We start from the raw sequence: 24,741 nt of genomic DNA, 5'->3' as shown, positions 1-24,741 counted from the left end.
GTGGCGGTCCGATCCGGTGATAGCAGTTTAGGTCGTCGCCCATCTATTTGACCCGTTGTGTCACGGCGATGCAGACGAGCACCGCGCAGGCGGCCACGGGCGCCGCGGGGGACAGCCGCTCGCCGAGCAGCGCCACGGACCAGACCAGCGTCAGCAGCGGCTGGGCGAGCTGGAGCTGGCTGGCCCGCGGCGCGCCGATCTCCGCCATGCCGCGGTACCAGACGTACAGCCCGAGGAAGGTGGAGCCGGCCGCCGCCCAGACGAGGCCGGCCAGCCCGTGGGCGGTGAGGTGCACCGGTTCGTACGCGAGCCCGAGCGCGGAGCCGGCCAGGCTGAGCGGCAGGCACAGCACCAGCGCCCAGCCGACGACCTGCCAGCCGGGCAGGACCTTGGCCAGGCGGCCGCCCTCGGTGTACCCGGCGGCGCACACCAGCAGGGCCGCGAACAGGTAGGCGTCCCCGGCCGAGAGCGAACCGCCGCTCTGCGCCACGGTGAAGCCGAGTACCACCGCGGCCCCGGCAAGGGCCGCGGCCCAGAACCGGCGCGAGGGGCGCGCCCCGGTGCGCAGCGCGGACAGTGCCGCCGTGGTCAGCGGGAGCAGCCCGACCACCACGGCGGCGTGCGAGGTGGTGGAGGTCGTCAGCGCGAGCGTGGTCAGCAGCGGGAAGCCGACGACGACCCCGGCGGCGACCACGGCCAGTCCCGCCCAGTGCTCCCGGCCGGGCAGCGGGACCCGCCGGCCCAGCAGGAAGGCACCGGCGAGGGCGGCCGCGAGGACACTGCGCAGCGCGACCAGCGACCACGGACCGAAGCTCTCCAGCCCCCACGCGGTGGACGGGAAGGTCAGGGAGAAGGCGATCACGCCCAGCGAGGCGAGGAGGGTGCCCCGGCCGCCGACGCCCTTGACCGCTATCGAGGCCGGGAGAGTAGCGCTATTGTGTGCTGTCATGTATGAGCGTAGCAGTGTGGCGGAACTCGCCGAGTCTTTGCGGTCCGAGCTCGACCGCTACTCGGTAGGTGGAAAGCTGCCGTCGAGCCGGGCTCTGGTGGAGCACTACCGGGTCAGCCCCGTCACCGTCTCCCGGGCCCTCGCACAGCTCGCCGCCGAGGGCCTGGTCGTCACCCGGCCCGGCGCCGGCGTCTACCGGGCCCGCCCGCGCACGCACGCCCCCGCGGCCGGGGACACCTCCTGGCAGGAGGTCGCCCTGAGCGCGGAGGGGGCCGGGGACGTCGTCCCGCGGTCGGTGGATGCCACCGGGGTGCTGAGCTCGCTGGCCGCGCCGCCGCCCGGGGTGATCGAACTCAACGGCGGCTACCTGCACCCCTCCCTCCAGCCCGAGCGGGCCATGGCGGCCGCGCTGGCCCGGGCCGGGCGGCGGCCGGGCGCCTGGGGGCGGCCGCCCGTCGAGGGGCTGCCGGAGCTGCGGGACTGGTTCGCCCGGGAGATCGGCGGCACGGTCGTGGCCGCAGACGTGCTGGTCACCGCCGGCGGCCAGAGCGCGCTGGCCACCGCTCTGCGCGCACTGGCCCCGCCGGGAGCGCCCGTGCTGGTGGAGTCGCCGACCTACCCCGGTCTGCTGGCCCTCGCCCGCGCCTCCGGCTGCCGGCCGGTGCCGGTGCCGGTGGATGGCGAGGGGGTCCGGCCGGAGCTCCTGGCCGCCGCCTTCGAAGCGACCGGGGCGAGGGTCTTCGTGTGCCAGCCGCTGTTCCAGAACCCGACCGGGACGGTCCTGGCCCCCGGGCGGCGGGCCGAAGTGCTGCGGATCGCGCGCGCCGCCGGAGCCTTCGTCGTCGAGGACGACTACGCCCGCTCCCTGGCCCACGAGGACGCGGGGCCGCTGCCCGCGACGCTGGCCGCCGAGGACGCCGACGGCGTGGTCGTGCACGTCCGTTCGCTGACCAAGGCCACCTCCCCCAGCCTGCGGGTGGGGGCGCTGGCCGCCCGGGGCCCGGTGGTGGACCGGCTGCGCGCCATCCAGGTCGTCGACAGCTTCTTCGTGCCCCGGCCGCTCCAGGAGGCCGCCCTGGAGCTCGTAGGCGCACCCGCCTGGCCGCGCCACCTGCGGACCGTGGCCGCCGAGCTGCGCCACCGGCGGGACGTGCTCGCGGGGGCCCTGCGGCGGGAGCTGCCGATGCTGGAACTGCCGCATCTGCCCTGCGGCGGCTACCAGTTGTGGGTGCGGCCGGCCCGCGCGGGGGACGACGCGGACTTCGTGGCGGCGGCCCTGCGCGCCGGGGTCGCCGTCACGCCCGGCCGCCCGTACTTCTGCGCGGAACCGCCGGGCCCGCACGTCCGGCTGAGCTTCGCCGGGGTCTCGGGGCCCGGAGAGCTGGTGGAGGCGGCCCGCCGGCTGGGCGCGGGCCCCTTCCCGGAGGCGAACCCGGCGCCCGACGGCCCCCCGACCCCCTGACGTACCGCCCGCCCGTCTTCGGCCGGACGCCGCGGTGGTCGTGGACGCCGGGCCGGGCGGGGGCCTCGGGCCGGGCCTGGGCGCGCGGACTGGGCGGGGGCGCGCGGGCTGGGCGGGGGCGCGGGCCGGTGCGCGCGGCTGGTGGGGGAGTGGCTTCGGTGTGCGCGCGGCCGGTGGGGGAGTGGCTTCGGTGTGCGCCGGGCCGGTGGGGGAGCGGCCTCGGTTCAGACGCTTGACCGCTCGCGGTCGGCGGCTCACCATCGCCGCATGCATGTTCGGGTCTCGCTCGTCGCCGCAGCCCGTAGTTCCGCCCTGCTCGCCGAGCGCTTCGACGACGACCGGCCGCTGGACGGGGCCGGCTGGCGCGCGGTGGAATCCGCCGCACGGGGACTCGTGCCCCTGGGCGCGGCCGAGCTGCGGTACTGCTCGCCCACCCCGCGCAGCCGGGCCACCGGCCAGGCCCTCGGGTACGCGCCGCTGGCGCAGCCCGCGCTCCGCGAATGCGACATGGGCCGCTGGCGGGGGCTGACCCTCGCCGAGGTGACCGCCCGGGAACCGGGAGCCGTGGAACTGTGGCTCAGCGACCCCTGCGCCGCCCCGCACGGAGGCGAGTCCCTGCTCACCTTCATCTCCCGCATCGGCGGCTGGCTGGACACCCGGCCCGCCGACGACGGCGGCGCGATCGTGGCCGTGGCGGAGCCCTCCGTGGTCCGGGCGGCCCTGGTCTACGCGCTGAAGGCGCCCCCGCTGACGTATTGGAACGTGGACGTCCGCCCGCTGTCCACGATGACACTGACCGGCTGGTCGGGGCGCTGGCACCTCTGCCTCCAACCCTCGGCGTAGAAGACCGGCCCCCGTAGGCCCGCATGGGGTTTCCTGCGCCCTGCACATGGTGGAAGCCTTCGCCCTTCTTCGAAGGCCCAGGGCCCAACTCGGCCGGCGGCTTCTCGAACGGTCGCCGCCGCGGCTCGGGCGCGACCAGTATCGACAAGCCCGTTCGAGACGCGCGGGCGAAGTCCCCCCACCCGGCGGGTGAGAGCCGTCAGGCACATCACCAGGGCACTACGCCGGCGTCTTCGAAGAACATGCCGGTCGGGCCGTCGTCGGGCAGAGTCGCGAGTTTGATGGCGATCGCCGCGCCCTGCTCGGGGGTGCGCAGGCCGCGGAAGCCGTTGAGGTCGGTCGCGACGTAGCCGGGGCAGCCGGCGTTGATCAGGATGTTCGTGCCGCTCAGCTCACGGGCGTACTGGAGGGTGACGGCGTTCAGGAACGTCTTCGACGGCGCGTACGCCACGGCCACCGGGCCCGTCGTCTGCTCGGCGGCGGTTCCTGCCTGCCGGGTGAGGGAGCCGACACTGCTGGACATGTTCACGATCCGCGGCGAGGCGGAGCGGCGCAGCAGCGGCATCATCGCGTTGGTGACGCGGATGACGCCGATCACGTTGGTCTCCACGACCGTCCGGATGGTGGCGGGATCGACCCGGGTGGGCTCCTGCGGCATGCCGCCGGTGATGGCGGCGTTGTTGACGAGCACGTCGAGGCGCCCGGCCCGTTCCTCGATCAGCTGTGCGGCGGCGGTCGCGCTCGCATCGTCGGTCACGTCCAGCGGTACGCCGAACGCGTCGACGCCGGCCGCGCGCAGCTTTTCCACCGCGGCCTCACGCCGCTGATCATCACGGGCGCCGACACCGATGCTCCAGCCGAGGGCGCCGAGGCCCGCGGCGATCTCGTAGCCGATTCCTTTGTTCGCGCCGGTGACCAGCGCTATCGTCCGTTCGCTCATGGGAACGATGCTGCCTCGGAAGCCCGGCGGGGGTCCAACACCGATCGGGTGGGCAACGATACCGGCCGAGTATGGATCCGGAGTAGCGTGGCCGTATGGAAACCCGGGAACTGCGGTATTTCGTCGCTGTCGCCGAAGAGCTGCACTTCGGGCGCGCCGCGCAACGGCTCGGGATCGCGCAGCCGCCTCTGTCACGGGCGATCCAGCAGCTCGAGCGCCGGCTCGGGGCAGTACTGCTGGATCGGACCAGCCGCTCCGTCACGCTGACCGAGGCCGGCTCGGTGCTGTTGGACGAGGGCCGGGCGGCCCTCGATGCGGTCGACGCCGCCGAGCGCCGGACCCGCCGCGCCGCCCTTTCCGTGACCGGTCGTCCCGGCCTGGTCTTGGTCACCAAAGCCAGCGCATCCAGGGAACTGCTGGCGAAACTGCTCGACGCGTACGCCGCCGAACCCGGCGCGGTCCCCGTGGACGTCATCCTGTGCGGTCCGGCCGAGCAGGAACGCTTCCTGCGCGAGGGCCGGGCCGATGTGGCGCTGCTGCACCGGCCGTTCGACTCGACGGCCGGCTTCCACACCGAAGAACTCAGCACGGAGGGCCAGGTCGTGGTCCTGCCGGCCGGGCATCCGCTCACCGGCCGGGCCCATGTGCACATGGCAGACATCACCGGCCTGCCGGGCCTGCCCCTGCCACGCTGGCCCGACCCCGACGGCACCTACCCGCCCGGTCCCGGCCCGCAGGTCCGCGACCACGCTCAGTTGTTGCAGCTCGTCGCGCTCGGCCGCGCTTGCGCGGTCTCACCGGAGTCGTGCCGAGCCCAGCTGCCCGGTGACCTCGCCGCCGTGCCCGTGCTGGACGCGCCGACGGTCACCACCGTGATCGCCTGGCCCCCGCACAGCCGGTCAAAAGCCGTCGCCGACCTTGTCCGGACTGCGACACGTCTCTAGCTTGTGTGGCCGACGAGCGCACGGGCGGCGGGCCGGCCGGAGTCGTCAGGCGGGGAGGAAGAAGCCGGTCACGTCGGCGAGGAGGCCGTCCCGGTGCACGGCGCTGCTGACGCCCGTCATGAAGGCCTCGCCGTCCGGGCCGACCTGGGTCCAGCGGGCCAGTGACCGGTCGTGGTGGTCGAGGACCTCGTCGATGCGGAAGCGGTGTCCGGGGAACGCCCCGGCGAAGCCGCCCATGTACGCGTCCAGTTCGGCCAGGCAGCCGACCTCGGTGCCCGGGTCCCGGTATGTGACGTCGGCGACCGCGACCGCGCCGAGCGCGGTGAGCCGTATCGAGGGGTCGGCCGACCAGCACGCGGCGTAGTCGTCCCAGAGCTGCTGTTGGTCACTCATCGCTGTTCCTCTTCGTTGGCTTGCTTGGCTGTGGCTTGCCCGGCACCGATCGATGCCAGGGCTCCGTCGGTGATGGTGCGCAGTTTGGCGGCGCCGGTACCGGACCGGACGAGCACCAGTAGCCCCTGGTAGAGCGCCAGGAGCTGGGCGGCCGACTCCTCGACGTCGAGGTCCGGGGGCAGTAGCCGCTGGGATCGGGCGCGCGTCAGCGCATCCGAGAAGCCGGACTCGATCGTCTCCAGCCCCCGGCGCACGCCTGGCGTCGCCTGCGGCACGGTGAACGACTCCACTGCGGTGTTGGTGAGCAGGCACCCCGGATCGGGTTCGGATCCGATGCCGTTGTCGAACGCCGAGGTGAAGAACGAGCGGATGCCGGCCACGGGGTCCTGCGCGTCCCGCAGGTGCACGCGGACCCTCTCTTCCACCACCCGCTCGTTGTAGGCGTCCAGCGCGGCAGCGAACAGGCCCTCCTTGCTGTGGAACGCCCGGTACAGGCTGCCCGGGTGCATTCCGGTCGCCTCCTCGAGGTCGCGCAGCGAGGCGCCCAGGTATCCACGACGACGGAACAGGCTCATGGCGGAGGCCAGCACCTCGTCCCGGCCCCAGACCTGTTTGCGGCCCATCGACCCCCCTCTTAGTTGAACGATCGCTCACAAACTAGCACGCCGGTGCCCCTGCGCGCCGGGGCGTGTGCAACCCCTGTCACAGCTGCCCTGCCCAGACGGGCTGGGCAGCACCGGTAGGGGGTGGGGGCGGAGATGAGTGGGCCCTGAGACACCGAGCCGTGGTCGCAGGACGCGGTGCCGACAACTCACTGGAGGGCATGAAATCCGTCCGTTCGCAACCCTCCGGAAGCCGGAAAATCCTTCACCTCATAAATCCGCCAGAGGGCACAGAATTGTTCGGTCCGCAAATCCGGCAGAGGGCATATGGGCCGTCCAGTCGCAACAGTATGGACAATAAACTTCAAGCTTGACGGCGTCGTGGAGTTTGCTTATGGTCCAGTCGTTCAGGTTCCCGCCGATCGATATCCGAAGGTGTTCATGACCGCGCCTCCACCGTTGCCGAAGTTCAGGCGGCATTCAATTCTTGCCGTTCTCATGTTGTGTTCGCTGCTGATTTGGCTGGACAATACCGTCCTGAGTACTGCGCTGGAGACCCTCGCAGACCCGGTCCGCGGGCTGGGGGCCGATCCCGGTCAGCTGCAATGGGCGACCGGTTCGTACACTCTGGCTTTCGCCACATTGATGTTCACCGCCGGCGCATTGGGCGATCGCTTCGGTCACCGGACTGTGTTTTCCAGTGGGCTGGTGATCTTCGCCGGGTCCTCGCTGTGGGCGGCGTGCGCAAGCGATGCGGGCCGGCTGATTGCAGCCCGAGCTGCGATGGGGGTGGGCAGCGCGCTGATCACGCCCGCCATGTTGGCCATCCTCATGTGGACCTTCACCGGCCCCGCGCGGGCTGCCGCGATCGGCATCTTCTCGACGTCGGCCGGTGTCGGAATGGCTGCCGGCCCGGTGCTGGCCGGGTTCCTGCTGGAGCATTTCTGGTGGGGCTCGGTCTTTCTGGTCAATGTCCCGGTCGCGGTATCGGCGGCGGTCGGGCTCGCCGTGCTGGTTCCGAATTTCCGCAGCCCCACTCGGCGGCCATTGGACCCCGCTGGAATGCTGCTGTCGATCAGTGGACTCGCGGCACTGGCCTACGGGCTGATCCGGGCGGGTCAAGTGGCTGCGTGGAGTCGTACCGACGTCTGGGCGCCGATCGTTTTCGGTCTGGTCGTGCTGGCCGTTTTCGTCCTCGTGGAACTGCGGGCCAAGGTGCCCGGCTTTGATCCGCGTCTGCTCGCGCAACGCACATTCGGTGGCGGCAATGTGGCGCTCGGATTGCTGCTCTTCGCTGTGGCCGCCATCACCTTCTATAACGCGTTCTACCTGCAAGGCGCGCTCGGATTTTCGCCGATGAAGGCGGGTCTGGCCAATGTCCCGACCGCATTCGGCGCGCTCGCGGGGGCGCCCCTCGCCTCGCACCTGGTTCAACGTCTGTCGCTACGTCTTGTCACCGTGCCGGCGCTGACCGTGGCTGCGCTGACCATGGGCGGGTACGGGTTCCTCGGACTCCACACTCCACTCGTCTGGATCGAGCTCCTGTTGTTGGTGCAGGGTCTCTCGATCGGCATGGTGATCGGCCCCGTTACGGCCGCATTGATCAGCAACCTGCCGTTGGAACAGGCCGGTGCGGGATCGGCCGTCACCAACACCGTGCGGCAGACCGGCAGTGTGATCGGAATCGCCGTGGGCGGCACGATCATGTCGATCATGTACCGGCGTACGATCGAACCTTCGCTGGAGGGTGCACCCGGTGCGGTGCGGGATCAGGCGCGCGTTTCCGCCGAACAGGCCCGCCACGTCGCCACCGCTATCCACCGGCCCGCTCTTGCTCAGGCTGCCGATGATGCGTTCATCCATGCCATGCACGTCGGCGCGGGCTGGATCGCGGTCATCGCACTCCTCGGAGCAGCCGTGCTGCTGACCGCCTTGCCTGCTGTCGGAAAGGGGAAGGGTCCGATGCCGGAGCCGGACCACGAAGAGGCCCGCAGCTCCGTCTGAGAGTGTGACGGCAGAACCCAGGCTCAGGCAGTACCCGTCGTGCTTGTCGTCGATCATGCACTCGGCTCTGGGTCTGATCCTTGAAGCGGCTCTCTGGGGCGCTGTGCGTGGACGCGGCGCACGTGCTTCACCGTCACTGCCGCCGGGAGACCGGCCAGGAGGAGGGGCAGCCCCACCGGGAGCACCCCCGACCACACCGTTGGTGAGACGTATGGGGTGCCGGACGTACCGTCCACCAGCCACGCACGGACCGGTTGCGAATCGATGTCGCCCTCGACGGGGACGTCGAACGACGAGCCGCCGTCGTCGGGAGTGAAGGTGCCCGAGCAGGACGTCGACGTTCCCGCATTGGCCACGGTGTTGTCGTACGTCCGGCAGTCGGCTTCGGTCACGGCCCCGGGCTCGCCCCACAGCGCCGCCCGCAGCTCTCCGGTGAAGTTCGTCAGCACAACATAGGCGAGAAACAGCCCGACCAGACAGGCCAGCGCCAGCCACGGCGCGGGTCCGACCTGCTCCGGTTGCCCGTCCAGAACTTCCCCACCCTCGCTCATCCCCACCTCGGATCGCCGACGGACCTCCATGGTGGCCGATCCGAAGTCCACTCGGAAGCCCTCCATGACGTGCTGGTGGGCTCGCACGAGCGTCGAGTCGGCCGACACCAGCCAGTCGATGTCGCCGGCCGCCTCCTTCTCCGCCCGGACCGCCCGTGGCATCCGCCTCCGCGAGAACGTGGCTGTCGGGACGTTTCGGCAACGCGGCGAGGTGCCGCGCCAGTCGCCGCGGCCCCGGAAGTGGTCCGCCGGACAAGTCCCGGGTGCGAACTCGCATCACCGCCGGCCACAGATCCGCCTGTGGTGAGCGCCGTACATGGCGACCTCGCCAACTGAAGCGCTCCTTGCCGTCTTGGCGGGTTGATTCCGGTCCTTCGTGCGATCGGGAGACCCAGGCGCTGGGTACCTTTTTTCGCGCGGAGCTACCGCTCCCGGGGGGCCCGTACGCCGCCGTGGCGGAGGGGCGAAGGCACACACGGGCGCGGGCGGCCGGCTGAGACTGAGCGTCGTTGTTGGCCCGTACGGCCAAGTACCGGCTCAGCTCTCGGGCTGTTCCGGGTGGACCAGCGGCGGCAGGAGATGCCGTTCGTTCGTAGGGTCGGTGATCCTTTGAGGATGCGTGCCACCCGCCTGATCCGTATGGCTCTTCTGATCCAGTCGAACCCCGGCCTGACCGCAGCTGCCCTCGCTCGTGAGCTGGAGATCTCCGAGCGGACCGTGATCCGCGACGCCCAGGCGTTGCAGGAGGCCGGCGTGCCCGTCCGATCGGAGCGGGGCCGGGTGGGCGGGTACTTCCTCGCCGCGGGATACCGGACCCGGCTCACCACCCTCCATCCGAGCGAAGCGGAGACGCTCTTCCTGTCCGGTCTACCCTCGGCGTTGCAGGATCTGGGCCTGTCGGACGCGGCGGAAACCGCCCGGCTGAAGCTGACCGCTACGCTGCTCCCTTCGGTACGCCAGGCCGCCGAGTCCTCGGTGCGCCGCTTCCACCTCGACGCCCCGGCCTGGTTCCGCGAACCCGCCACGCCGGAACTGCTGCCGGAGCTGGCCCGCGCGGTGTGGGCGGACCGGGCCGTCCAACTGTCGTACGCACGGCCCGGCCGAGCCGACGCACGGTCCTCTGCCGTGGCACGGGTGGTGGAGCCTTACGGGCTCGTGCTGAAGGCCGGCACCTGGTACGCCGTGGCCCGCATCCCTGGTGAGCGGGAGGATCGCGACGGCGGCTGGCGTACCTACCGCGTCGACCGGATCACCGCCCTCGATCCCGCTCCCGGCGCGGAGGAGCCGTTCGTGCGGGACCCGTCCTTCGAACTGGCCGCGCACTGGCAGGCCCGCTCGGCCGCCTTCGCCCGCACGCTGCTGTGTACCACCGTCACGATCCGGCTGACCCGCCGGGGGCTACGGCGGCTGCCCGCCGTCGTGGACGGCGCTGCCGTCGTGGACGCGCTCGCCTCCGCGAGCACTCCGGACCCCGCCGGCCTGGTCACCCTCGACCTGCCGACGGAGTCCGAGGACGTCGCCTTCGACCAGCTGGCCCGGCTTGGCGCGGACGCCGAGGTGCTGGCCCCGGCTCGCCTGCGCGCCCGCTTCCGTGAGCGCGCCGCAGCCCTGGCCGCCCTCTACCAGGCCGACCCTCAGGAGGCGGAACTTGAGGAAGCCGACGATCAGCGGTAGTCCTCGGGGGAGCCTTCCTTGCCGCCGTAGGTGACGTCCTCGAAGTAGGCCCAGGCGTCCGGCTGGCTGCCGTCCACGTCCGTCACCCCGTACACCCTGGCGAGTTCCCCGCTGGAGGTGGACTTGCCGTTCCACCGCTTCGCGCGGTCCGGGTCGGCGGCCAGCGCCGCGACCGTACGGGCCAAGTAGCGCGGGGACTCCGCGATCGCGAACGCCGGCTCCTGGGCGATCGCGTCACGCCAGTTCTCCTCACTCACACCGAAGTGGGAGAGCATCTGCTCCGAGCGCAGGAAGCCCGGCGAGACCGCGACCGCCGCGCCCCCGTACTCCGCCAGCTCCTGCCCCAGCCCGAACGCGAGGCGGATCGGGGCGTTCTTCGCCAGGTCGTAGTAGATGTTCTCCCGGTAGCGGCGGTTGGAGTGCGCGGTGCCGTCGGTTACCTCCACATGCAGTGGCGCGTCGGAGCGGATCAGCAGCGGAAGCAGCAGCCCCGCCGTGATCACGTGCGAGCGCGCGCCGAGCTCCAGGATCCGCAGGCCGTCAGCGAGCGGCGTCTCCCAGCTCTTCTTCCCGAACACCGAGGCGGCCAGAAGGTGCTCGCCGCCCCACAGGTCGTTGACGAGGATGTCGAGCCGCCCGTACTCCCGGTCGATCCGCTCGACGAGGGCGCGTACCTGGGCGTCGTCGAGATGGTCAGTGGGAACCGCGATCCCGGCGCCGCCCGCTGCGGTGACGAGTTCGGCGGTCTCCTCGATGGTCTCGGTGCTCCGGCCGACCTCGCTGGCCCGGGCCCGGGTGGTACGGCCGGTGACATACACGGTCGCCCCGGCCCGGCCCAGCTCCACAGCCTGAGCCCGGCCCGCCCCGCGGGTAGCACCCGCCACGAGGGCGACCCGCCCTGCGAGCAGACCCGCTGGGCTGGCCTGCACGGTGTTCTGAGTGTTCTGGGTTGTGATGTCTTCGTTGTTCATGTCATCCATCGTTCATGCCAAAACTGACAGAACACGTCACCATTTCCGAAGGTCCCGCGCCTCACCCCGACCACAGCGCAAACACCGCAGGTGGATGCATGGCGTCGCCAACCTGCGGGCCGACTAGCACTCTCGGCAGGCCAACTGTCGCGCTCAAGGGCCAACTGCGACGCTCAGTCACAAGGCGGGGACAACCGCAAGAGGTAGCTCTTTGCATAAAAGTGCGGCGATACGTATAGTCATGCCATCGAGGAGGAGGTCCGATGGTGGTACGTGTAGCGGTGGCCGGAGCGAGCGGGTACGCGGGCGGTGAAGTCCTGCGCCTGCTGCTCGCCCACCCCGAGGTGGAGATCGGCGCGCTGACCGGCAACTCCAACGCCGGACAGCTCCTCGGCTCCCTGCAGCCGCACCTCGTGCCCCTCGCCGGACGGACCCTGCAGGCCACCACCCCCGACGTCCTCGCCGGCCAGGGCCGCCGGCACGACGTGGTGTTCCTCGCCCTCCCGCACGGCCAGTCCGCCGCCGTCGCCGCCCAGCTCGGCGAGGACGTCCTCGTCATCGACATGGGCGCCGACCACCGGCTCCAGGACGCCGCCGACTGGGACCGCTTCTACGGCGCCCCGCACGCCGGGACCTGGCCGTACGGCCTGCCCGAGCTGCCCGGTGCGCGCGCCGCGCTGAAGGGGACCCGGCGCATCGCGGTCCCCGGATGCTTCCCCACCGCCGTCTCCCTCGCGCTGTACCCCGCCTACCAGGCCCAGCTCGCCGAGCCCGAGGCCGTGATCGTCGCCGCCACCGGCACCTCCGGCGCGGGCAAGGCCCTCAAGCCGCACCTGCTCGGCGCCGAGGTGATGGGCAGCGTCACCCCGTACGGCGTGGGCGGCGGCCACCGGCACACCCCCGAGATGGTGCAGAACCTCTCCCCGCTGGCGGGCACCAAGGTATCGGTGTCCTTCACGCCGCACCTCGTGCCCATGGCCCGCGGCATCCTCGCCACCTGCTCCGCCAAGGCGCTGCCCGGCACGACCGGCGCATCGCTCCGCTCCGCCTACGAAAAGGCGTTCGCGGACGAGCCCTTCGTCCACCTGCTGCCCGAGGGCCGGTGGCCGTCCACCAAATCCGTCCACGGCTCCAACGCCGTGCACGTCCAGGTCGCCCACGACGAGTCCGCCGGCCGGATCATCGCCGTCAGCGCCATCGACAACCTGACCAAGGGCACCGCCGGGGGCGCCGTGCAGAGCATGAACATCGCCCTCGGGATCCCCGAGGAGCTCGGGCTCTCCACGATCGGAACCGCCCCGTGAGCCCCTCCCGCGCGGCCACCGGGCCGCGGGCGACGACGACCGCGCCGGCGCCCCCCGAGGGCGCGGAAGCGAACAAGGAGAAGAAGAGTTGAGCGTCACGGCAGCACAGGGATTCACGGCGGCGGGCATCGCCGCAGGGATCAAGGCGAACGGCACCCCGGACCTCGCCCTCGTGGTCAACAACGGGCCGCGTCTGGCGGCCGCGGGCGTGTTCACCTCCAACCGCGTCAAGGCGGCGCCCGTGCGCTGGTCGGAGCAGGTCCTGCGCGGCGCCACCGTGAGCGCGGTCGTCCTCAACTCCGGCGGCGCCAACGCCTGCACGGGGCCCAAGGGCTTCCAGGACACCCACGCCACCGCCGAGAAGGCCGCCGAGACCCTCGGCGAGGACTTCAACGCCGGCGAGATCGCCGTCGCCTCCACCGGCCTGATCGGCGTGCCGCTCCCCATGGACAAGCTGCTGCCGGGCATCGAGGCCGCCGCGGCCGCCCTGTCCGCGGACGGCGGCGAGGCGGCGGCCGTCGCCATCAAGACCACTGACACCGTGCACAAGACGGCCACCGCCGCGGGCGACGGCTGGACCGTCGGCGGCATGGCCAAGGGCGCGGGCATGCTCGCCCCGGGCCTCGCCACCATGCTCGTCGTCCTCACCACCGACGCGGACCTGGACAGCGCCACCCTCGACAAGGCGCTGCGCGCCGCCACCCGCACCACCTTCGACCGGGTCGACTCCGACGGCTGCATGTCCACCAACGACACGGTGCTGCTGCTCGCTTCCGGCGCCTCCGGACAGGTGCCCGCGTACGAGGAGTTCGCGGAAGCCGTACGGACGGTGTGCGACGACCTGGCACGCCAGCTGATCGGCGACGCCGAGGGCGCCGGCAAGGACATCCGCATCGAGGTCGTCGGCGCGGCCAGTGAGCAGGACGCGGTCGAGGTCGGCCGGTCCATCGCCCGCAACAACCTCCTCAAGTGCGCGATCCACGGCGAGGACCCGAACTGGGGCCGGGTGCTCTCCGCGATCGGCACCACGCGGGCGGCCTTCGACCCCGACCGCCTCAACGTCGCCATCAACGGCGTCTGGGTCTGCAAGAACGGCTCGGTCGGCGAGGACCGCGACCTGGTCTCCATGAAGGACCGGGAGGTCCGCATCACCGCCGACCTGGCCACGGGCGGCGAGTCGGCCGTCATCTGGACCAACGACCTGACCGCCGAGTACGTCCACGAGAACAGCGCGTACTCCTCGTGAGCGGCGGCCCCGGAAGTGCCCGCAAGCACACCGCCCTGCCCAAGGCCGAGATCCTCATCGAGGCACTGCCCTGGCTGACCCGCCACAACGGCAAGGTCGTCGTCATCAAGTTCGGCGGCAACGCCATGATCGACGAGGACCTCAAGGCCGCCTTCGCCCAGGACGTCGTCTTCCTGCGCCAGGCCGGCCTGAGGCCCGTGGTGGTGCACGGCGGCGGCCCCCAGATCAACGCACAGCTCGACAAGCAGGGCCTGGTCAGCGAGTTCAAGGCCGGCCTGCGCGTCACCACCCCCGAGGCCATGGACATCGTACGGATGGTCCTGGCGGGGCAGGTCCAGCGCGAACTCGTCGGGCTCCTCAACGAGCACGGCCCCCTCGCCGTCGGCATGACCGGCGAGGACGCCCACACCATCACCGCCACCAAGCACCAGCCGGAGATCGACGGCGAGCTCGTCGACATCGGGCGCGTCGGCGAGATCACCGCCATCGACACCGGCGCGATCGAGGCGCTGCTGGCGGACGGCCGGATCCCGGTCATCTCCTCCATCGCGCGCAGTGCCGACGACCACCACGTGTACAACGTGAACGCCGACACGGCCGCCGCGGCGCTCGCCGCCGCGCTGGGCGCCGAGACGCTCATGGTCCTCACCGACGTCGAGGGCCTCTACGCGGACTGGCCGAGCAGCGACGAGGTCATCAGCCGGCTCACCGTCAGCGAGCTGGAGAAGCTGCTGCCCGAACTGTCCAGCGGCATGGTGCCCAAGATGGAGGGCTGCCTGCACGCCGTGCGGGGCGGTGTCGGCACCGCACGCGTGATCGACGGGCGGGTCCAGCACTCGATCCTGCTGGAGATCTTCACGGACGAGGGAATCGGCACGATGGTCGTGCCCGACGGACCGCAAGGGGGAGCGTCATGACGAGCGACACCGGCAACCAGGGGTACCGCGCCCGCTGGCAGGACGCGCTGACCGACAACTACGGCACCCCGGCGCTGGCCCTCGTCCGCGGCGAAGGCGCCCAGGTGTGGGACGCGGACGGCGCGCAGTACACCGACTTCGTCGGCGGCATCGCGGTCAACGCCCTCGGCCACGCCCACCCGGCGGTCGTCGCGGCCGTGACCGGCCAGATCTCCACGCTGGGCCACGTTTCCAACCTCTACGCCTCCGAGCCGGTCATCGCGCTCGGCGAACGGCTGCTCCAGCTCTTCGGCCGCCCCGGCAAGGTCTTCTTCTGCAACTCGGGCGCCGAGGCCGTCGAAGCCGCCTTCAAGATCGGCCGGCTGACCGGGCGGAGCCGGATGGTGGCCACCACCGGCGGCTTCCACGGCCGGACCATGGGCGCCCTCGCGCTCACCGGTCAGCCGAAGAAGCAGGATCCCTTCCTGCCCCTGCCCGGCGACGTCCTCCACGTCCCCTACGGTGACGTGGATGCCCTGCGGGCCGCCGTCACCGAAGAGACCGCGCTCGTGATCATCGAGCCCATCCAGGGCGAGAACGGCGTCGTGGTCCCGCCCGCCGGGTACCTGACGGCCGCCCGCGAGATCACCCGCGCCACCGGCACCCTGCTCGTCCTGGACGAGGTGCAGACCGGCATCGGCCGCTGCGGCCAGTGGTTCGAGCACCAGGCGCACGAGGGCGTCGAGCCCGACCTCGTCACCCTCGCCAAGGGACTGGGCGGCGGCCTGCCCATCGGAGCCGTGGCCGCCTTCGGCCCGGCCGCCGAGCTGCTGCGGCCCGGCCAGCACGGCACCACCTTCGGCGGGAACCCGGTGGCCTGCGCCGCCGGCCTCGCCGTGATCGACACCATCGCCGCCGACGGCCTGCTCGACCAGATCAAGGCGCGCGGCGAGCGGCTGCGCTCCGGGATCGCGGCTTTCGACCACCCGCTGGTCTCCCACGTCCGCGGCGCCGGCCTCCTGCTGGGTATCGTGCTGACCGAGCCCCTCGCACCCCGGGTGCAGCAGGCGGCTCAGGACGCCGGCTACCTGGTCAACGCGCCCGCCCCCGACGTCGTACGGCTCATGCCCCCGTACGTGCTCTCCGAGGCCGAGGCGGACGCGTTCCTCCGGGACCTGCCCGGCATCCTCGACGCAGCCAGCGGGGACGGATCCGGAGAATGAGACGACGATGAGTCAGGCGCAGGACAACGAGAACGGCGGCCAGGCCGTCCCGCAGACCCGCACCGCCCGCCACCGCCGGATCGTGGACATCCTCAACCGGCAGCCGGTCCGCTCCCAGAGCCAGCTGGCCAAACTGCTCGCCGACGACGGGCTGAGCGTCACCCAGGCGACGCTCTCGCGCGACCTCGACGAGCTGGGCGCGGTGAAGATCCGCAACACGGGCGGCGAGCTGATCTACGCGGTGCCCAGTGAGGGCGGCTTCCGCACCCCGCAGGCCCCGCTCGGCGAGTCCGCGAAGGAGGAGCGCATGCGGCGCCTCTCCGGGGAACTGCTGATCTCCGCGGAGGCTTCCGCGAACCTCGTGGTCCTGCGCACCCCGCCGGGCGCGGCGCAGTTCCTCGCCTCGGCGATCGACCAGGCGGAACTCCGCGAGATCCTGGGCACGATCGCGGGGGACGACACCCTGATGCTGATCAGCCGCGATCCGGCGGGCGGGCAGGCCCTGGCCGACCACCTGCTGCGGCTGGCGCAGAAGGAGGGCTGACCCGGTACGGCCGTCCGGGCCGTTGCGGGTCACCCCGCGCCGTACCCGTCCCGCCGTCCCGTCGTGCCCCGTGCCGGTGCCCGTGCCGGTTCCGGTCTCCGGTCCCGGTCTCCGGCTCGGTTCCGGTCAGTAGCGGGTGACCGACAGGGCCCCGGCCTCCGTGCCGATCGCGATGTGCGGGCGGCGGCGGGGCTCGGCCCAGCGCAGCACCGCCCGCATGGCACGCACGGGAACGGACACGCAACCGGCCGTGGCGCCCTTGCCGTTGACGTGCAGGAAGATCCCCGCGCCGCGGCCGCGTACGGGCTCGGCGTAGTTGAAGCCGATGACCAGCGCATGCGCGTACTGCGAGGTGTAGGCCGCCAGGTGCTCCGACTCCCCGGGCGCGCAGTCGGCGGGCAGCGGCTCCACCCAGCGGTTGTAGGCGGCGGAGGCATTGTCCTGGCACCACCACGAACCACCGGTCACCCGCCGGTAGCGGTAGGCCGTCCCGGCCGGCGCGGAGCGGATCCCGAAGGCGTACGGCAGGTCGTACAGGCCCGCCGGCGTGGTGTCGGTGCCCTGGGTGCGGGTCGCGCCGTCGGTGAGGCCGTTCGCCCCGAAACGGGCTTCGGCGCTCCCGGCCTCGTACCAGCGCCCCGCCCGCCGGTCCCACCAGGTCAGCCGCCCGGTCGTGGAACCGGGACCGGGGGCGACGGCGGTGATCAGCTGGCTCCCGCCGCCGGTGTCGGCGAGCAGGGCGGGCAGCGGGGCGCGGGCCCGGGATCCCTGGGGGAGCAGGGCGGTGACGATCAGTGAGCCGGTGACGAGAGCGGTACGCAGCACACGTCAGACGGTACGGGGCGGAAGGGGCAGCGGCAGCGCAGGCAGGCCGTCGAGGCTGGTCCCGATGAAGTCCTTCTTCTCGCAGTACTCGGCGAACTCCTCGTCCGTCTTGCGGCCGAAGTACTCCGCGTGCAAGGTGCGCTCGCCTTGGTACTCCATGACGGGGACGGCCTACCCGCACACATCGGCTATGCGGCCGGCCCGGACGACGACGACGGCCCGGGCGGACGGCCCGTCGGCGTCGCCGAACAGGGCGATCAGCTAGGTGCGCAGCCGGCCGTCGATGCGTTCGTAGAGGTTTCCCACCGTGAATCAGCGTCCGTTCGTCGTGGATTCCCGCCAGGGGAGTCCGAGGTGCCGGCGCATCCGCGCGATGACGTGGTCGCTGAAGAGTTCCGTGCAGCGGTCCAGCAGGGCGCCGACCTCCGGATCCCCGGAGGGCAGGTCGGGCGGCCGGCTCGGTGACCACAGGCTTTGGAGGTGGTGTGCGGCGGTCCGGCGCAGCCCCGCGTCGCCGTCCGTCAGCAGTTCCACGGCGGCCCCCAGCCAAGGCGTTCCGCCCCGGGCGCGCAGCAGCCGGTAGGCGGCCCGGCGGGTGTGCGGCGGCCACCCGGGCCCGACGCGGTCCATCAGCCGCTCGACGGCCGGCCGGTCCGCGCAGGCGCGCAGGCTCAGCGAGACCTCGCGGGCGACAGCGGGCGAGGGGTCGTCCAGCAGCGGTTCCAGCAGGGCCGCGTCGTGGGTGTCGAGCAGTCTCAGCCCGGCGACGGCGGCCGCCCGTACCGTGCCCGCGGGGTGGTCCAGCAGCGTGCGCAGCAGCGGGGCGTCCCCGCGCCCGGCGCACTCGGCGAAGCCGGTCACCGCGGCCGCGGTGACGAGGTCGGGGTCCGTGACCCGGGCACGGCTCAGGGCGTACGGGTCCCCGCCGTCTTGACGCACCGCCCAGCGGGCGCAGGCCCGGACGAGCGCGGAGCGGTCGGTGAGGTAACGGCCGGCCTCGGCTCCCCGGCCGGCCCGCAGCAGCAGGGTGACCCCCGCGGAACGGACCATCGGGCCGTGTCCGCCGAGCAGGGCATCGACGGTCTCGTCATCCGGCGCGTCGGCGGCGGCCCGGGCCAGGGCCGCGTCCGTCCACGTCCGGCTCGTCCGGGGATCGCGCTCGGCGGCCGCACGCCGGGCGAGTTCCGGTGCGTCCCCGGCCCCGGCCTCCACCGCGAGCCGGGCGGCGAGCCGCCGGGTCGGCAGGTCGGGGCTCTCGTGCAGTGCGGCGAGGGCCGGGGAACCGGCCGGGGAGCGCAGCTCGTTCTCGAAGAGGTCCAACGCCCAGCCGCCCTGCTCCCGGCGGCCGAGCCGCAGCACGATCGGGGTCAGCCGCAGCAGTACCGACGGGGGGTCGGCCGCCAGGGACGCGGCCAGGACGTGCCGTGCCCGTCGCCGCACCTGCGGGACCCAGTCGGTGCACCGGATCACGACGAGCTCCGGCCGCGGATGCGGTGCGTGCAGCGCCCGCTCGCGGATGCGGCCGTCGGGATGGCAGAGCGCAAGGTCGGTGCGGTGCGGGCCGGTGCCCCCGCACCGGTCGCGGTGGTGTGCCCGCACCCCCTGGTCGAAGGCGGTCCAGGCGTCCGGCTCCGCATCGTCCGGCAGCGGCTCGCCCCGGTCCGCGGCGCCGCGCAGGAGTGATTCCGCGGCCGCCCGGCCCCGCCCGGCCTCCTGTCGTTGCACGGCGCCCATGTCCCCTCCCCAGGGTGATCCGTACCGATCCTAGGCGCCGACGCGTACCCGTGCCTCCGATATTCCTGCTGGTCACGGCGGGCAGCCAGAGCTGATTGACGAAACATACGGAACAGTGCATAGTTATGCCTATTGTTGAACCACCGTGAGGAGGGTCGTCTTCGGGCCCTCCTCGAAGATCGCGCGCGCCGCGACCTCGCCCGAGTCGTTACACGCAGTACCAGGGCCGACTCCCGTCGCCTCCGCGGCGGGGAGCGGTCCGTACACCGATCCCTTTTGAGGAGCAGCAGCTGTGAGCAGCAACAACGGTGACGTCCGGCTCTGGGGCGGCCGGTTCGCCGATGGCCCCGCCGAGGCCCTCGCGAAGCTGTCCGCGTCGGTCCACTTCGACTGGCGGCTCGCGCCGTACGACATCGCGGGCTCCCGGGCCCACGCGAGGGTCCTGCACAGGGCGGGCCTGCTCACGGCCGAGGAGCTGGACCGCATGATCGCCGGCCTGGACCGGCTCGAAGCCGATGTCACGGCCGGCACCTTCGTCGGCACCGTCGCCGACGAGGACGTGCACACCGCCCTGGAGCGCGGGCTGCTGGAGCGCCTCGGCGCCGACCTGGGCGGCAAGCTGCGGGCGGGGCGGTCCCGCAACGACCAGGTGGCCACCCTCTTCCGCATGTACCTGCGCGACCACGCGCGGATCATCGGCGGGCTGGTCGCGGACCTCCAGGACGCGCTGGTCGGCCTCGCCGAGAGCCATGCGGACGTGGCGATGCCCGGCCGGACCCACCTCCAGCACGCACAGCCGGTGCTCTTCGCGCACCACGTACTGGCCCACGTGCAGTCCCTGTCGCGGGACGCGGAGCGGCTGCGGCAGTGGGACACCCGGACGGCGGTCTCCCCGTACGGCTCGGGAGCCCTCGCCGGTTCCTCGCTGGGCCTGGATCCGGAGGCGGTCGCCGCCGAGCTGGGCTTCGAGCGGGGCTCGGCCGGCAACTCCATCGACGGGACGGCCTCGCGCGACTTCGTCGCGGAGTTCGCCTTCATCACCGCGATGATCGGGATCAACCTCTCCCGGATCGCGGAGGAGATCATCATCTGGAACACGAAGGAGTTCTCCTTCGTGACCCTGCACGACGCCTTCTCGACCGGGTCGTCGATCATGCCGCAGAAGAAGAACCCGGACATCGCGGAGCTGGCGCGCGGCAAGTCGGGCCGCCTCATCGGCAACCTGACCGGCCTGCTGGCCACGCTCAAGGCGCTGCCGCTGGCGTACAACCGGGACCTGCAGGAGGACAAGGAGCCGGTCTTCGACTCCTGCGACACCCTGGAGGTCCTGCTGCCGGCCTTCACCGGCATGATGGCCACCCTCACGGTCAACCGGGAGCGGATGGAGGAGCTGGCCCCGGCCGGTTTCTCGCTGGCCACCGACATCGCGGAGTGGCTGGTCCGGCAGGGCGTGCCGTTCCGGGTGGCGCACGAGGTGGCCGGCGAGTGCGTCAAGGTCTGCGAGGGAGAGGGCATCGAGCTCGCCCAGCTGACGGACGACCAGTTCGCGAAGATCTCGGAGCACCTGACCCCCGAGGTCCGTACGGTGCTCAACGTCAAGGGGTCCCTGGCCTCGCGCGACGGCCGCGGCGGCACGGCCCCGTCGGCGGTCGCGGTCCAGCTGACGGAACTGAAGGCCGACCTGGTCATCCAGCACGCCTGGGCGGCCCACAAGCAGTAGCCGGCAGCGGCACGCGGCAGGGCCCGTCCGGGCCCGGAGGGGCGGCAGGGCCGAGTGGCTCCGCCGCCCCTCCGCCGTTCCGTCCGCCTCCCCGTGCCTTTCGCCGGGGGCGCCAGCCAGCCAGCCAGCCAGTCAGCCGGCCGGCGTCCGGCACGTTGCCCGTCCGGCCGGCCCGGGGCACCCCATGTTCCGCCCTGAATGAGACAAGGTCGTCTCATTTGGTTTACGCTTGTCTCATGGCTATGGATCGTGACCAGGTGCTCCGCGACGCGGCCGCCCTGCTTTCCCGCAAGTCGACCGCCACGATGGACGAGGTCGCCCGCGCCGCCGGGATCGGCCGGGCGACGCTGCACCGGCACTTCGCCGGGCGCGACGCCCTCGTGCGGGCCCTGGAAGACCTCGGCATCCGGCTGTTCGAGGTGGCCTTCGACCATGCCCGCCTCGACGAGGGCACGGCCGTGGAGGCGCTGCGGCGGCTGGTCGCCGAGGTCGAGCCCAACGCCCAGCTGCTGGCCTTCCTCGTCACCGAGAACCAGCTCTTCGAGGGCGACGAGGTCAACGAGGGCTGGGCCCGCCTCGACGCCCGCGTCAGCGCCCTCTTCCGGCGCGGCCAGGCGCAGGGTGACATCCGGATCGACCTGAGCCCCGCCTGGCTCACCGAGGCCCTCTACGGCCTCGTCGGCACCTGCGCCTGGGCCGTCATGGACGGCCGGGTCGCCGCAAAGGACTTCCAGTACATGATCACCGAGTTGCTGCTCGGTGGCGCACGACGGAGCGTGGAGTGATGAGCCGTACCGACGAGCTGAAGCGGCCGACGCAAAGGCAGGAAAGGAGCCGGGGACGCTGGCTGGCGCTCTCCGTGCTCGTCCTGGCCGTTCTGCTGGTGGCGGTGGACGCGACCGTCCTCGGACTCGCCACCCCCTCCCTCAGCGAAGACCTCAAGCCCTCCGGCACCCAACTCCTGTGGATCGGCGACATCTACTCCTTCGTCATCGCCGGACTGCTCGTCTCCATGGGCTCCCTCGGCGACCGCATCGGCCGCAAGAAGCTGCTCCTGGCCGGCGCCACCGCCTTCGGGGCCGTCTCCGTCCTCAACGCCTACGCGACCAGCCCCGAGATGATGATCGTGGCCCGGGCCCTGCTCGGCGTGGCCGGCGCGACCCTGATGCCCTCCACCCTCGCGCTGATCCGCAACATCTTCCACGACGCCAGGGAGCGCAGCCTCGCCATCGGCGTCTGGGGCGCCGCCGCCTCGGCGGGCGCCGCCATCGGCCCGGTCGTCGGCGGAGCCCTGCTCCAGCACTTCTGGTGGGGTTCGGTCTTCCTCATCAACCTCCCCGTCATGGTGGTCCTCGTCCTCGTCGGCATCAAACTGCTGCCCGAATCCAGGAACCCGGTCGCCGGCCCCTGGGACCTCGTCAGCGTCGCCCTCTCCCTCATCGGCGTCATCGGCGTGGTCTACGCCATCAAGGAAGTCGCCACCCATGGCATGACCTGGGGCGTCTGGGCCGCCGCCGTCCTGGGCGCGGCCTGCCTGTGCGCCTTCGTCCGCCGCCAGTTCAGCCTGCCGTCCCCGCTGCTCGACATGCGCCTCTTCCGGCACCGCGGCTTCTGTGGCGCGGTCCTCGCCGACCTGCTCACCGTCTTCGGCCTCTCCGGACTGGTCTTCTTCCTCTCCCAGTTCCTCCAGCTCGTACAGGGCCGCGACCCCCTGGAAGCGGGCCTGGCCGAACTGCCCGCCGCCATCGGCGCGGTGGCCACCGGCCTGGCCGCAGGCCGCTTCGCCCGCCGGTACTCGGTACGGTCCGTCGTCACCGGCGGCCTCGCCGCCATCGGCGTGGCCCTGGCCGCGCTCACCGTGATCCACAAGGAGACCGCGTACCCGCTGCTCGGCGTGGCCCTGCTCGCCGTCGGGGTCGGCGCCGGCTTCTCCTTCACCGTCACCGCCGACGTGATCCTCTCCAGCGTGCCCAAGGAGCAGGCAGGATCCGCCTCGGCCGTCTCCGAGACCGCCTACGAACTCGGCGCCGCCCTCGGCATCGCCCTCCTCGGCTCCATCGTGACCGGCGTCTACCAGGGCTTCACCGCCCCGTCCTCGGTCCCCGCACCCGTCGCCGACGCCGCGCACGAATCCCTCGGCGGAGCCGTCGAGGCGGCCGCGTCGCTTGATCCGCGGACCGCCGAGCAGATGGTCGGCGCGGCGCAGGCGGCCTTCGTGGACGGCCTGCGGCTCGCCTCCGGCGTCGGCGCGGCCGTCCTGCTGGCCACCGCCGCGGTCGCCTGGTTCCTGCTCAAGGGCCAGGAACTCCAAGGCGGCACCGGGCACCAGCACTGAGCCGCCCGCGGCGCCGGTGTCCCGGAACGTGTTGACAGCACGTCAGGGCCCGGGACACCATCCCGGCGATGGAGATCAACGATCTGAGCCCGGCCGAGCGCCGCGTGTGGGAGGCGTTTCCCCGCGGCGACGGCGTCGACTTCCGCGACCGGCCCGACGACAGCTCCGCCGACGGCGCCGGCTGGGGCCCCGAACGCACCGTGCGCGCCGAGGTGATCCGTGCCCTGCTGCTGGGATCCACGCCGGCCGAGGAGGGCCGGGTGGCCGGCATCAAGGTCAAGGGCGCGAAGATCGTCGGAGACCTCGACCTGCGCTACGCCGTGGTGGACCACCCCGTACGGCTGCGCGACTGCTGGTTCGAACGTGCGCCCCTGCTGTACGGAGCCCAGCTGCGGGCCCTCGTCCTCGGCTACTCCACCCTCCCCGGCCTGACCGCCGCCACCCTGCGCGTCGAGGTCGTGCTGCGCCTGTCCTGCTGCCGCGTCACCGGCCCCGTCCGCCTGCAGGGGGCGCGGATATCCGGCGGCCTGTTCCTCCAGGGGGCCGAGATCGGGCCGCTGACCGGGGAGGAGGAGGCCGAGCCCGCGCTCCAGCTCAACCACGCCGACATCGCCACGGACGTCATCGCCAACGACCTGACCGTGCACGGCCAGCTGCGGATCAACGGCGCCACCGTCGGCGGCCAGCTCAACCTCGACCGGGCCCGTCTCCTGGCCCCGGGCGGCACCGCCCTGCACGCCGAGACCCTGACGGTCGGCACCGACCTGCGCGCCATGCGCGCGCAGCTGCACGGCCGGGTCAATCTCACCGGCTCCCGCATACCCGGCCAGCTCAACCTCGCCTACGCCCGCTTCGTCAACCCGGACGGGGTCGCCCTGCGCGCCTCCAGCTGCGTCGCCGGCGAGGTCTGGCTGCGCGAGTGCGAGACCATCCGGGGCGCGGTGAACCTGCGGCGCTCCCAGTTCGACCTCCTGCACGTGCCGCCCGAGACCTGGCCGGAGCAGATCCGCATCGACGGGCTGACGTACCGCACCCTCGCCCCGCACCTGCCGCCGGAGCAGAGGCTGCCCGCGCTGGAGCGCGAGGAGTCGGGCTACCTCCCGTACGCCTACGAACAGCTCGCCGCCGCCTACCGTACGGCCGGCGACGAGGCGGCCGCCCGCACCGTCCAGCTCGCCAAACTCCGGCGGCACCGGCGCACCCTGCCCCGGCACGGCCGGGCCTGGGGACTGCTCCAGGACGGCACCGTCGGCTACGGCTTCCGGCCGCTGCGCGCGGCGGGCTGGCTGCTGGCGCTGCTGCTGACCGGAGCCGTCGCCTTCGGGACCCACCCGCCGCAGCCGCTGAAGCAGGGCGAGGCACCGGACTTCAACGCGGTCTTCTACACGATCGACCTGATGCTGCCCATCGTCGGCTTCGGACAGGAGTCCGCCTACGCGCCGAGCGGCTGGCACCAGTGGCTGTCCTACCTGCTGATCGTGACCGGCTGGATCCTGGCCACCACCACGGCGGCGGGCGTCAGCCGCTCACTCCAGCGGCAGTGAGGGCGGGGCCGCCGCGACCCGGCCCGAGCGACCGTTC

At 72.3% G+C, this 24,741-nt stretch carries 23 protein-coding genes; 14 read left to right on the top strand and 9 right to left on the bottom strand.

Annotated elements, in window-relative coordinates:
• Nucleotides 1-43: 43 nt before the first annotated feature.
• Nucleotides 44-949, bottom strand: coding sequence for a DMT family transporter (locus AMK16_RS29530; protein ID WP_073920377.1), 906 nt, complete (start codon nt 947-949; stop codon nt 44-46).
• On the opposite strand from AMK16_RS29530, the gene AMK16_RS29525 reads away from it, so the two are divergent.
• Together AMK16_RS29525 and AMK16_RS29520 are read left to right on the top strand one after the other, a co-directional pair.
• Nucleotides 948-2,411, top strand: coding sequence for an aminotransferase-like domain-containing protein (locus AMK16_RS29525; protein ID WP_073920376.1), 1,464 nt, complete (start codon nt 948-950; stop codon nt 2,409-2,411). The genes AMK16_RS29530 and AMK16_RS29525 overlap by 2 nt on opposite strands.
• 267 nt (nt 2,412-2,678) lie before the next feature.
• Nucleotides 2,679-3,254, top strand: coding sequence for a histidine phosphatase family protein (locus AMK16_RS29520; RefSeq protein ID WP_073920375.1), 576 nt, complete (start codon nt 2,679-2,681; stop codon nt 3,252-3,254).
• Between the two features lie 208 nt (nt 3,255-3,462).
• On the opposite strand, the gene AMK16_RS29515 is transcribed toward AMK16_RS29520, so the two are convergent.
• Entirely contained in the window at nt 3,463-4,194 is a 732-nt protein-coding gene (locus tag AMK16_RS29515) for an SDR family NAD(P)-dependent oxidoreductase (RefSeq protein WP_073920374.1), read from the bottom strand.
• Between the two features lie 95 nt (nt 4,195-4,289).
• Here AMK16_RS29515 and AMK16_RS29510 point away from each other — a divergent pair, with 95 nt between their 5' ends.
• On the top strand, nt 4,290-5,138 hold the full coding sequence (locus AMK16_RS29510; RefSeq protein WP_073920373.1) for a LysR family transcriptional regulator: 849 nt from the start codon (nt 4,290-4,292) through the stop codon (nt 5,136-5,138).
• Nucleotides 5,139-5,183: 45 nt separating this feature from the next.
• Here AMK16_RS29510 and AMK16_RS29505 read toward each other — a convergent pair whose 3' ends face one another.
• Both AMK16_RS29505 and AMK16_RS29500 read right to left on the bottom strand, forming a co-directional pair.
• Nucleotides 5,184-5,531 (bottom strand): nuclear transport factor 2 family protein, encoded by a 348-nt coding sequence (locus AMK16_RS29505; RefSeq protein ID WP_073920372.1) that lies wholly within the window; start codon nt 5,529-5,531, stop codon nt 5,184-5,186.
• Nucleotides 5,528-6,154 carry a TetR/AcrR family transcriptional regulator gene (locus AMK16_RS29500; protein WP_073920371.1) on the bottom strand — a complete coding sequence of 209 codons (627 nt, stop codon included), beginning with the start codon at nt 6,152-6,154 and terminating at the stop codon, nt 5,528-5,530. Before AMK16_RS29500 ends, AMK16_RS29505 begins: the two co-directional genes overlap by 4 nt.
• 360 nt (nt 6,155-6,514) lie before the next feature.
• Here AMK16_RS29500 and AMK16_RS29495 point away from each other — a divergent pair, with 360 nt between their 5' ends.
• On the top strand, nt 6,515-8,137 hold the full coding sequence (locus tag AMK16_RS29495; RefSeq protein ID WP_242438982.1) for an MFS transporter: 1,623 nt from the start codon (nt 6,515-6,517) through the stop codon (nt 8,135-8,137).
• Nucleotides 8,138-8,190: 53 nt separating this feature from the next.
• Here the strand turns inward: AMK16_RS29495 and AMK16_RS29490 are convergent, their stop codons facing one another.
• Nucleotides 8,191-8,850 (bottom strand): hypothetical protein, encoded by a 660-nt coding sequence (locus AMK16_RS29490; RefSeq protein ID WP_073920369.1) that lies wholly within the window; start codon nt 8,848-8,850, stop codon nt 8,191-8,193.
• Nucleotides 8,851-9,303: 453 nt separating this feature from the next.
• Between AMK16_RS29490 and AMK16_RS29485 the strand changes: the two genes are divergently transcribed.
• Complete coding sequence (locus AMK16_RS29485) at nt 9,304-10,362, top strand: helix-turn-helix transcriptional regulator (RefSeq protein WP_073920368.1); 1,059 nt, start codon at nt 9,304-9,306, stop codon at nt 10,360-10,362.
• On the opposite strand, the gene AMK16_RS29480 is transcribed toward AMK16_RS29485, so the two are convergent.
• Nucleotides 10,353-11,333: an SDR family oxidoreductase gene (locus AMK16_RS29480; protein WP_073920367.1), complete on the bottom strand. Its 981-nt coding sequence runs from the start codon at nt 11,331-11,333 to the stop codon at nt 10,353-10,355. The two genes, AMK16_RS29485 and AMK16_RS29480, sit on opposite strands and share 10 nt — an antisense overlap.
• Before the next feature lie 263 nt (nt 11,334-11,596).
• Here AMK16_RS29480 and argC point away from each other — a divergent pair, with 263 nt between their 5' ends.
• From argC to AMK16_RS29455, 5 genes are all read left to right on the top strand, one after another.
• Complete coding sequence (gene argC / locus AMK16_RS29475; RefSeq protein WP_073920366.1) at nt 11,597-12,637, top strand: N-acetyl-gamma-glutamyl-phosphate reductase; 1,041 nt, start codon at nt 11,597-11,599, stop codon at nt 12,635-12,637.
• Nucleotides 12,638-12,725: 88 nt separating this feature from the next.
• Nucleotides 12,726-13,883 (top strand): bifunctional glutamate N-acetyltransferase/amino-acid acetyltransferase ArgJ, encoded by a 1,158-nt coding sequence (gene argJ, locus AMK16_RS29470; protein WP_073920365.1) that lies wholly within the window; start codon nt 12,726-12,728, stop codon nt 13,881-13,883.
• The gene (argB, locus tag AMK16_RS29465) at nt 13,880-14,800 is read left to right on the top strand and encodes an acetylglutamate kinase (protein ID WP_073920364.1); all 921 of its coding nucleotides are present in this window, start codon (nt 13,880-13,882) and stop codon (nt 14,798-14,800) included. Before argJ ends, argB begins: the two co-directional genes overlap by 4 nt.
• Nucleotides 14,797-16,002: an acetylornithine transaminase gene (locus AMK16_RS29460; protein WP_073920363.1), complete on the top strand. Its 1,206-nt coding sequence runs from the start codon at nt 14,797-14,799 to the stop codon at nt 16,000-16,002. The genes argB and AMK16_RS29460 overlap by 4 nt, the downstream gene beginning before the upstream one ends.
• A 7-nt stretch (nt 16,003-16,009) precedes the next feature.
• Entirely contained in the window at nt 16,010-16,546 is a 537-nt protein-coding gene (locus AMK16_RS29455) for an arginine repressor (protein ID WP_073920362.1), read from the top strand.
• 126 nt (nt 16,547-16,672) lie between these two features.
• Here AMK16_RS29455 and AMK16_RS29450 read toward each other — a convergent pair whose 3' ends face one another.
• From AMK16_RS29450 to AMK16_RS29440, 3 genes are all read right to left on the bottom strand, one after another.
• Nucleotides 16,673-17,368: a L,D-transpeptidase family protein gene (locus AMK16_RS29450; RefSeq protein ID WP_073920443.1), complete on the bottom strand. Its 696-nt coding sequence runs from the start codon at nt 17,366-17,368 to the stop codon at nt 16,673-16,675.
• A gap of 6 nt (nt 17,369-17,374) precedes the next feature.
• Entirely contained in the window at nt 17,375-17,530 is a 156-nt protein-coding gene (locus AMK16_RS29445) for a hypothetical protein (protein ID WP_338014498.1), read from the bottom strand.
• Nucleotides 17,531-17,683: 153 nt separating this feature from the next.
• Nucleotides 17,684-19,105, bottom strand: coding sequence for a HEAT repeat domain-containing protein (locus AMK16_RS29440; protein ID WP_079191806.1), 1,422 nt, complete (start codon nt 19,103-19,105; stop codon nt 17,684-17,686).
• 292 nt (nt 19,106-19,397) lie between these two features.
• Between AMK16_RS29440 and argH the strand changes: the two genes are divergently transcribed.
• The 4 genes from argH to AMK16_RS29420 all read left to right on the top strand — a co-directional run bounded on the left by argH (nt 19,398) and on the right by AMK16_RS29420 (nt 24,704).
• On the top strand, nt 19,398-20,825 hold the full coding sequence (gene argH / locus AMK16_RS29435) for an argininosuccinate lyase (protein WP_073920361.1): 1,428 nt from the start codon (nt 19,398-19,400) through the stop codon (nt 20,823-20,825).
• A gap of 236 nt (nt 20,826-21,061) precedes the next feature.
• Nucleotides 21,062-21,610 (top strand): TetR/AcrR family transcriptional regulator, encoded by a 549-nt coding sequence (locus tag AMK16_RS29430; RefSeq protein WP_073920360.1) that lies wholly within the window; start codon nt 21,062-21,064, stop codon nt 21,608-21,610.
• On the top strand, nt 21,610-23,160 hold the full coding sequence (locus AMK16_RS29425) for an MFS transporter (RefSeq protein WP_073920359.1): 1,551 nt from the start codon (nt 21,610-21,612) through the stop codon (nt 23,158-23,160). Before AMK16_RS29430 ends, AMK16_RS29425 begins: the two co-directional genes overlap by 1 nt.
• 68 nt (nt 23,161-23,228) lie before the next feature.
• Entirely contained in the window at nt 23,229-24,704 is a 1,476-nt protein-coding gene (locus AMK16_RS29420) for a membrane-associated oxidoreductase (protein ID WP_073920358.1), read from the top strand.
• The last annotated feature ends 37 nt before the right edge of the window (nt 24,705-24,741 follow it).

The sequence above is a fragment of the Streptomyces sp. CB00455 genome (assembly GCF_001905445.1).
Classification (GTDB): domain Bacteria; phylum Actinomycetota; class Actinomycetes; order Streptomycetales; family Streptomycetaceae; genus Streptomyces.
The sequence above is the reverse complement of the archived record's forward strand: the minus strand, read 5'-3'. Positions and strand labels throughout refer to the sequence as shown.

Bases quoted from the DNA above. Each gene is read 5' to 3' on its own strand.
- AMK16_RS29525 (WP_073920376.1), top strand. From the start codon at position 948: ATGTATGAGCGTAGCAGTGTGGCGGAACTCGCCGAGTCTTTGCGGTCC.
- AMK16_RS29530 (WP_073920377.1), bottom strand. From the start codon at position 949: ATGACAGCACACAATAGCGCTACTCTCCCGGCCTCGATAGCGGTCAAG.
- AMK16_RS29520 (WP_073920375.1), top strand. From the start codon at position 2,679: ATGCATGTTCGGGTCTCGCTCGTCGCCGCAGCCCGTAGTTCCGCCCTG.
- AMK16_RS29515 (WP_073920374.1), bottom strand. From the start codon at position 4,194: ATGAGCGAACGGACGATAGCGCTGGTCACCGGCGCGAACAAAGGAATC.
- AMK16_RS29510 (WP_073920373.1), top strand. From the start codon at position 4,290: ATGGAAACCCGGGAACTGCGGTATTTCGTCGCTGTCGCCGAAGAGCTG.
- AMK16_RS29505 (WP_073920372.1), bottom strand. From the start codon at position 5,531: ATGAGTGACCAACAGCAGCTCTGGGACGACTACGCCGCGTGCTGGTCG.
- AMK16_RS29500 (WP_073920371.1), bottom strand. From the start codon at position 6,154: ATGGGCCGCAAACAGGTCTGGGGCCGGGACGAGGTGCTGGCCTCCGCC.
- AMK16_RS29490 (WP_073920369.1), bottom strand. From the start codon at position 8,850: ATGCCACGGGCGGTCCGGGCGGAGAAGGAGGCGGCCGGCGACATCGAC.
- AMK16_RS29485 (WP_073920368.1), top strand. From the start codon at position 9,304: ATGCGTGCCACCCGCCTGATCCGTATGGCTCTTCTGATCCAGTCGAAC.
- AMK16_RS29480 (WP_073920367.1), bottom strand. From the start codon at position 11,333: ATGAACAACGAAGACATCACAACCCAGAACACTCAGAACACCGTGCAG.
- argC (WP_073920366.1), top strand. From the start codon at position 11,597: ATGGTGGTACGTGTAGCGGTGGCCGGAGCGAGCGGGTACGCGGGCGGT.
- AMK16_RS29460 (WP_073920363.1), top strand. From the start codon at position 14,797: ATGACGAGCGACACCGGCAACCAGGGGTACCGCGCCCGCTGGCAGGAC.
- AMK16_RS29455 (WP_073920362.1), top strand. From the start codon at position 16,010: ATGAGTCAGGCGCAGGACAACGAGAACGGCGGCCAGGCCGTCCCGCAG.
- AMK16_RS29445 (WP_338014498.1), bottom strand. From the start codon at position 17,530: ATGGAGTACCAAGGCGAGCGCACCTTGCACGCGGAGTACTTCGGCCGC.
- AMK16_RS29440 (WP_079191806.1), bottom strand. From the start codon at position 19,105: ATGGGCGCCGTGCAACGACAGGAGGCCGGGCGGGGCCGGGCGGCCGCG.
- AMK16_RS29430 (WP_073920360.1), top strand. From the start codon at position 21,062: ATGGCTATGGATCGTGACCAGGTGCTCCGCGACGCGGCCGCCCTGCTT.
- AMK16_RS29425 (WP_073920359.1), top strand. From the start codon at position 21,610: ATGAGCCGTACCGACGAGCTGAAGCGGCCGACGCAAAGGCAGGAAAGG.
- AMK16_RS29420 (WP_073920358.1), top strand. From the start codon at position 23,229: ATGGAGATCAACGATCTGAGCCCGGCCGAGCGCCGCGTGTGGGAGGCG.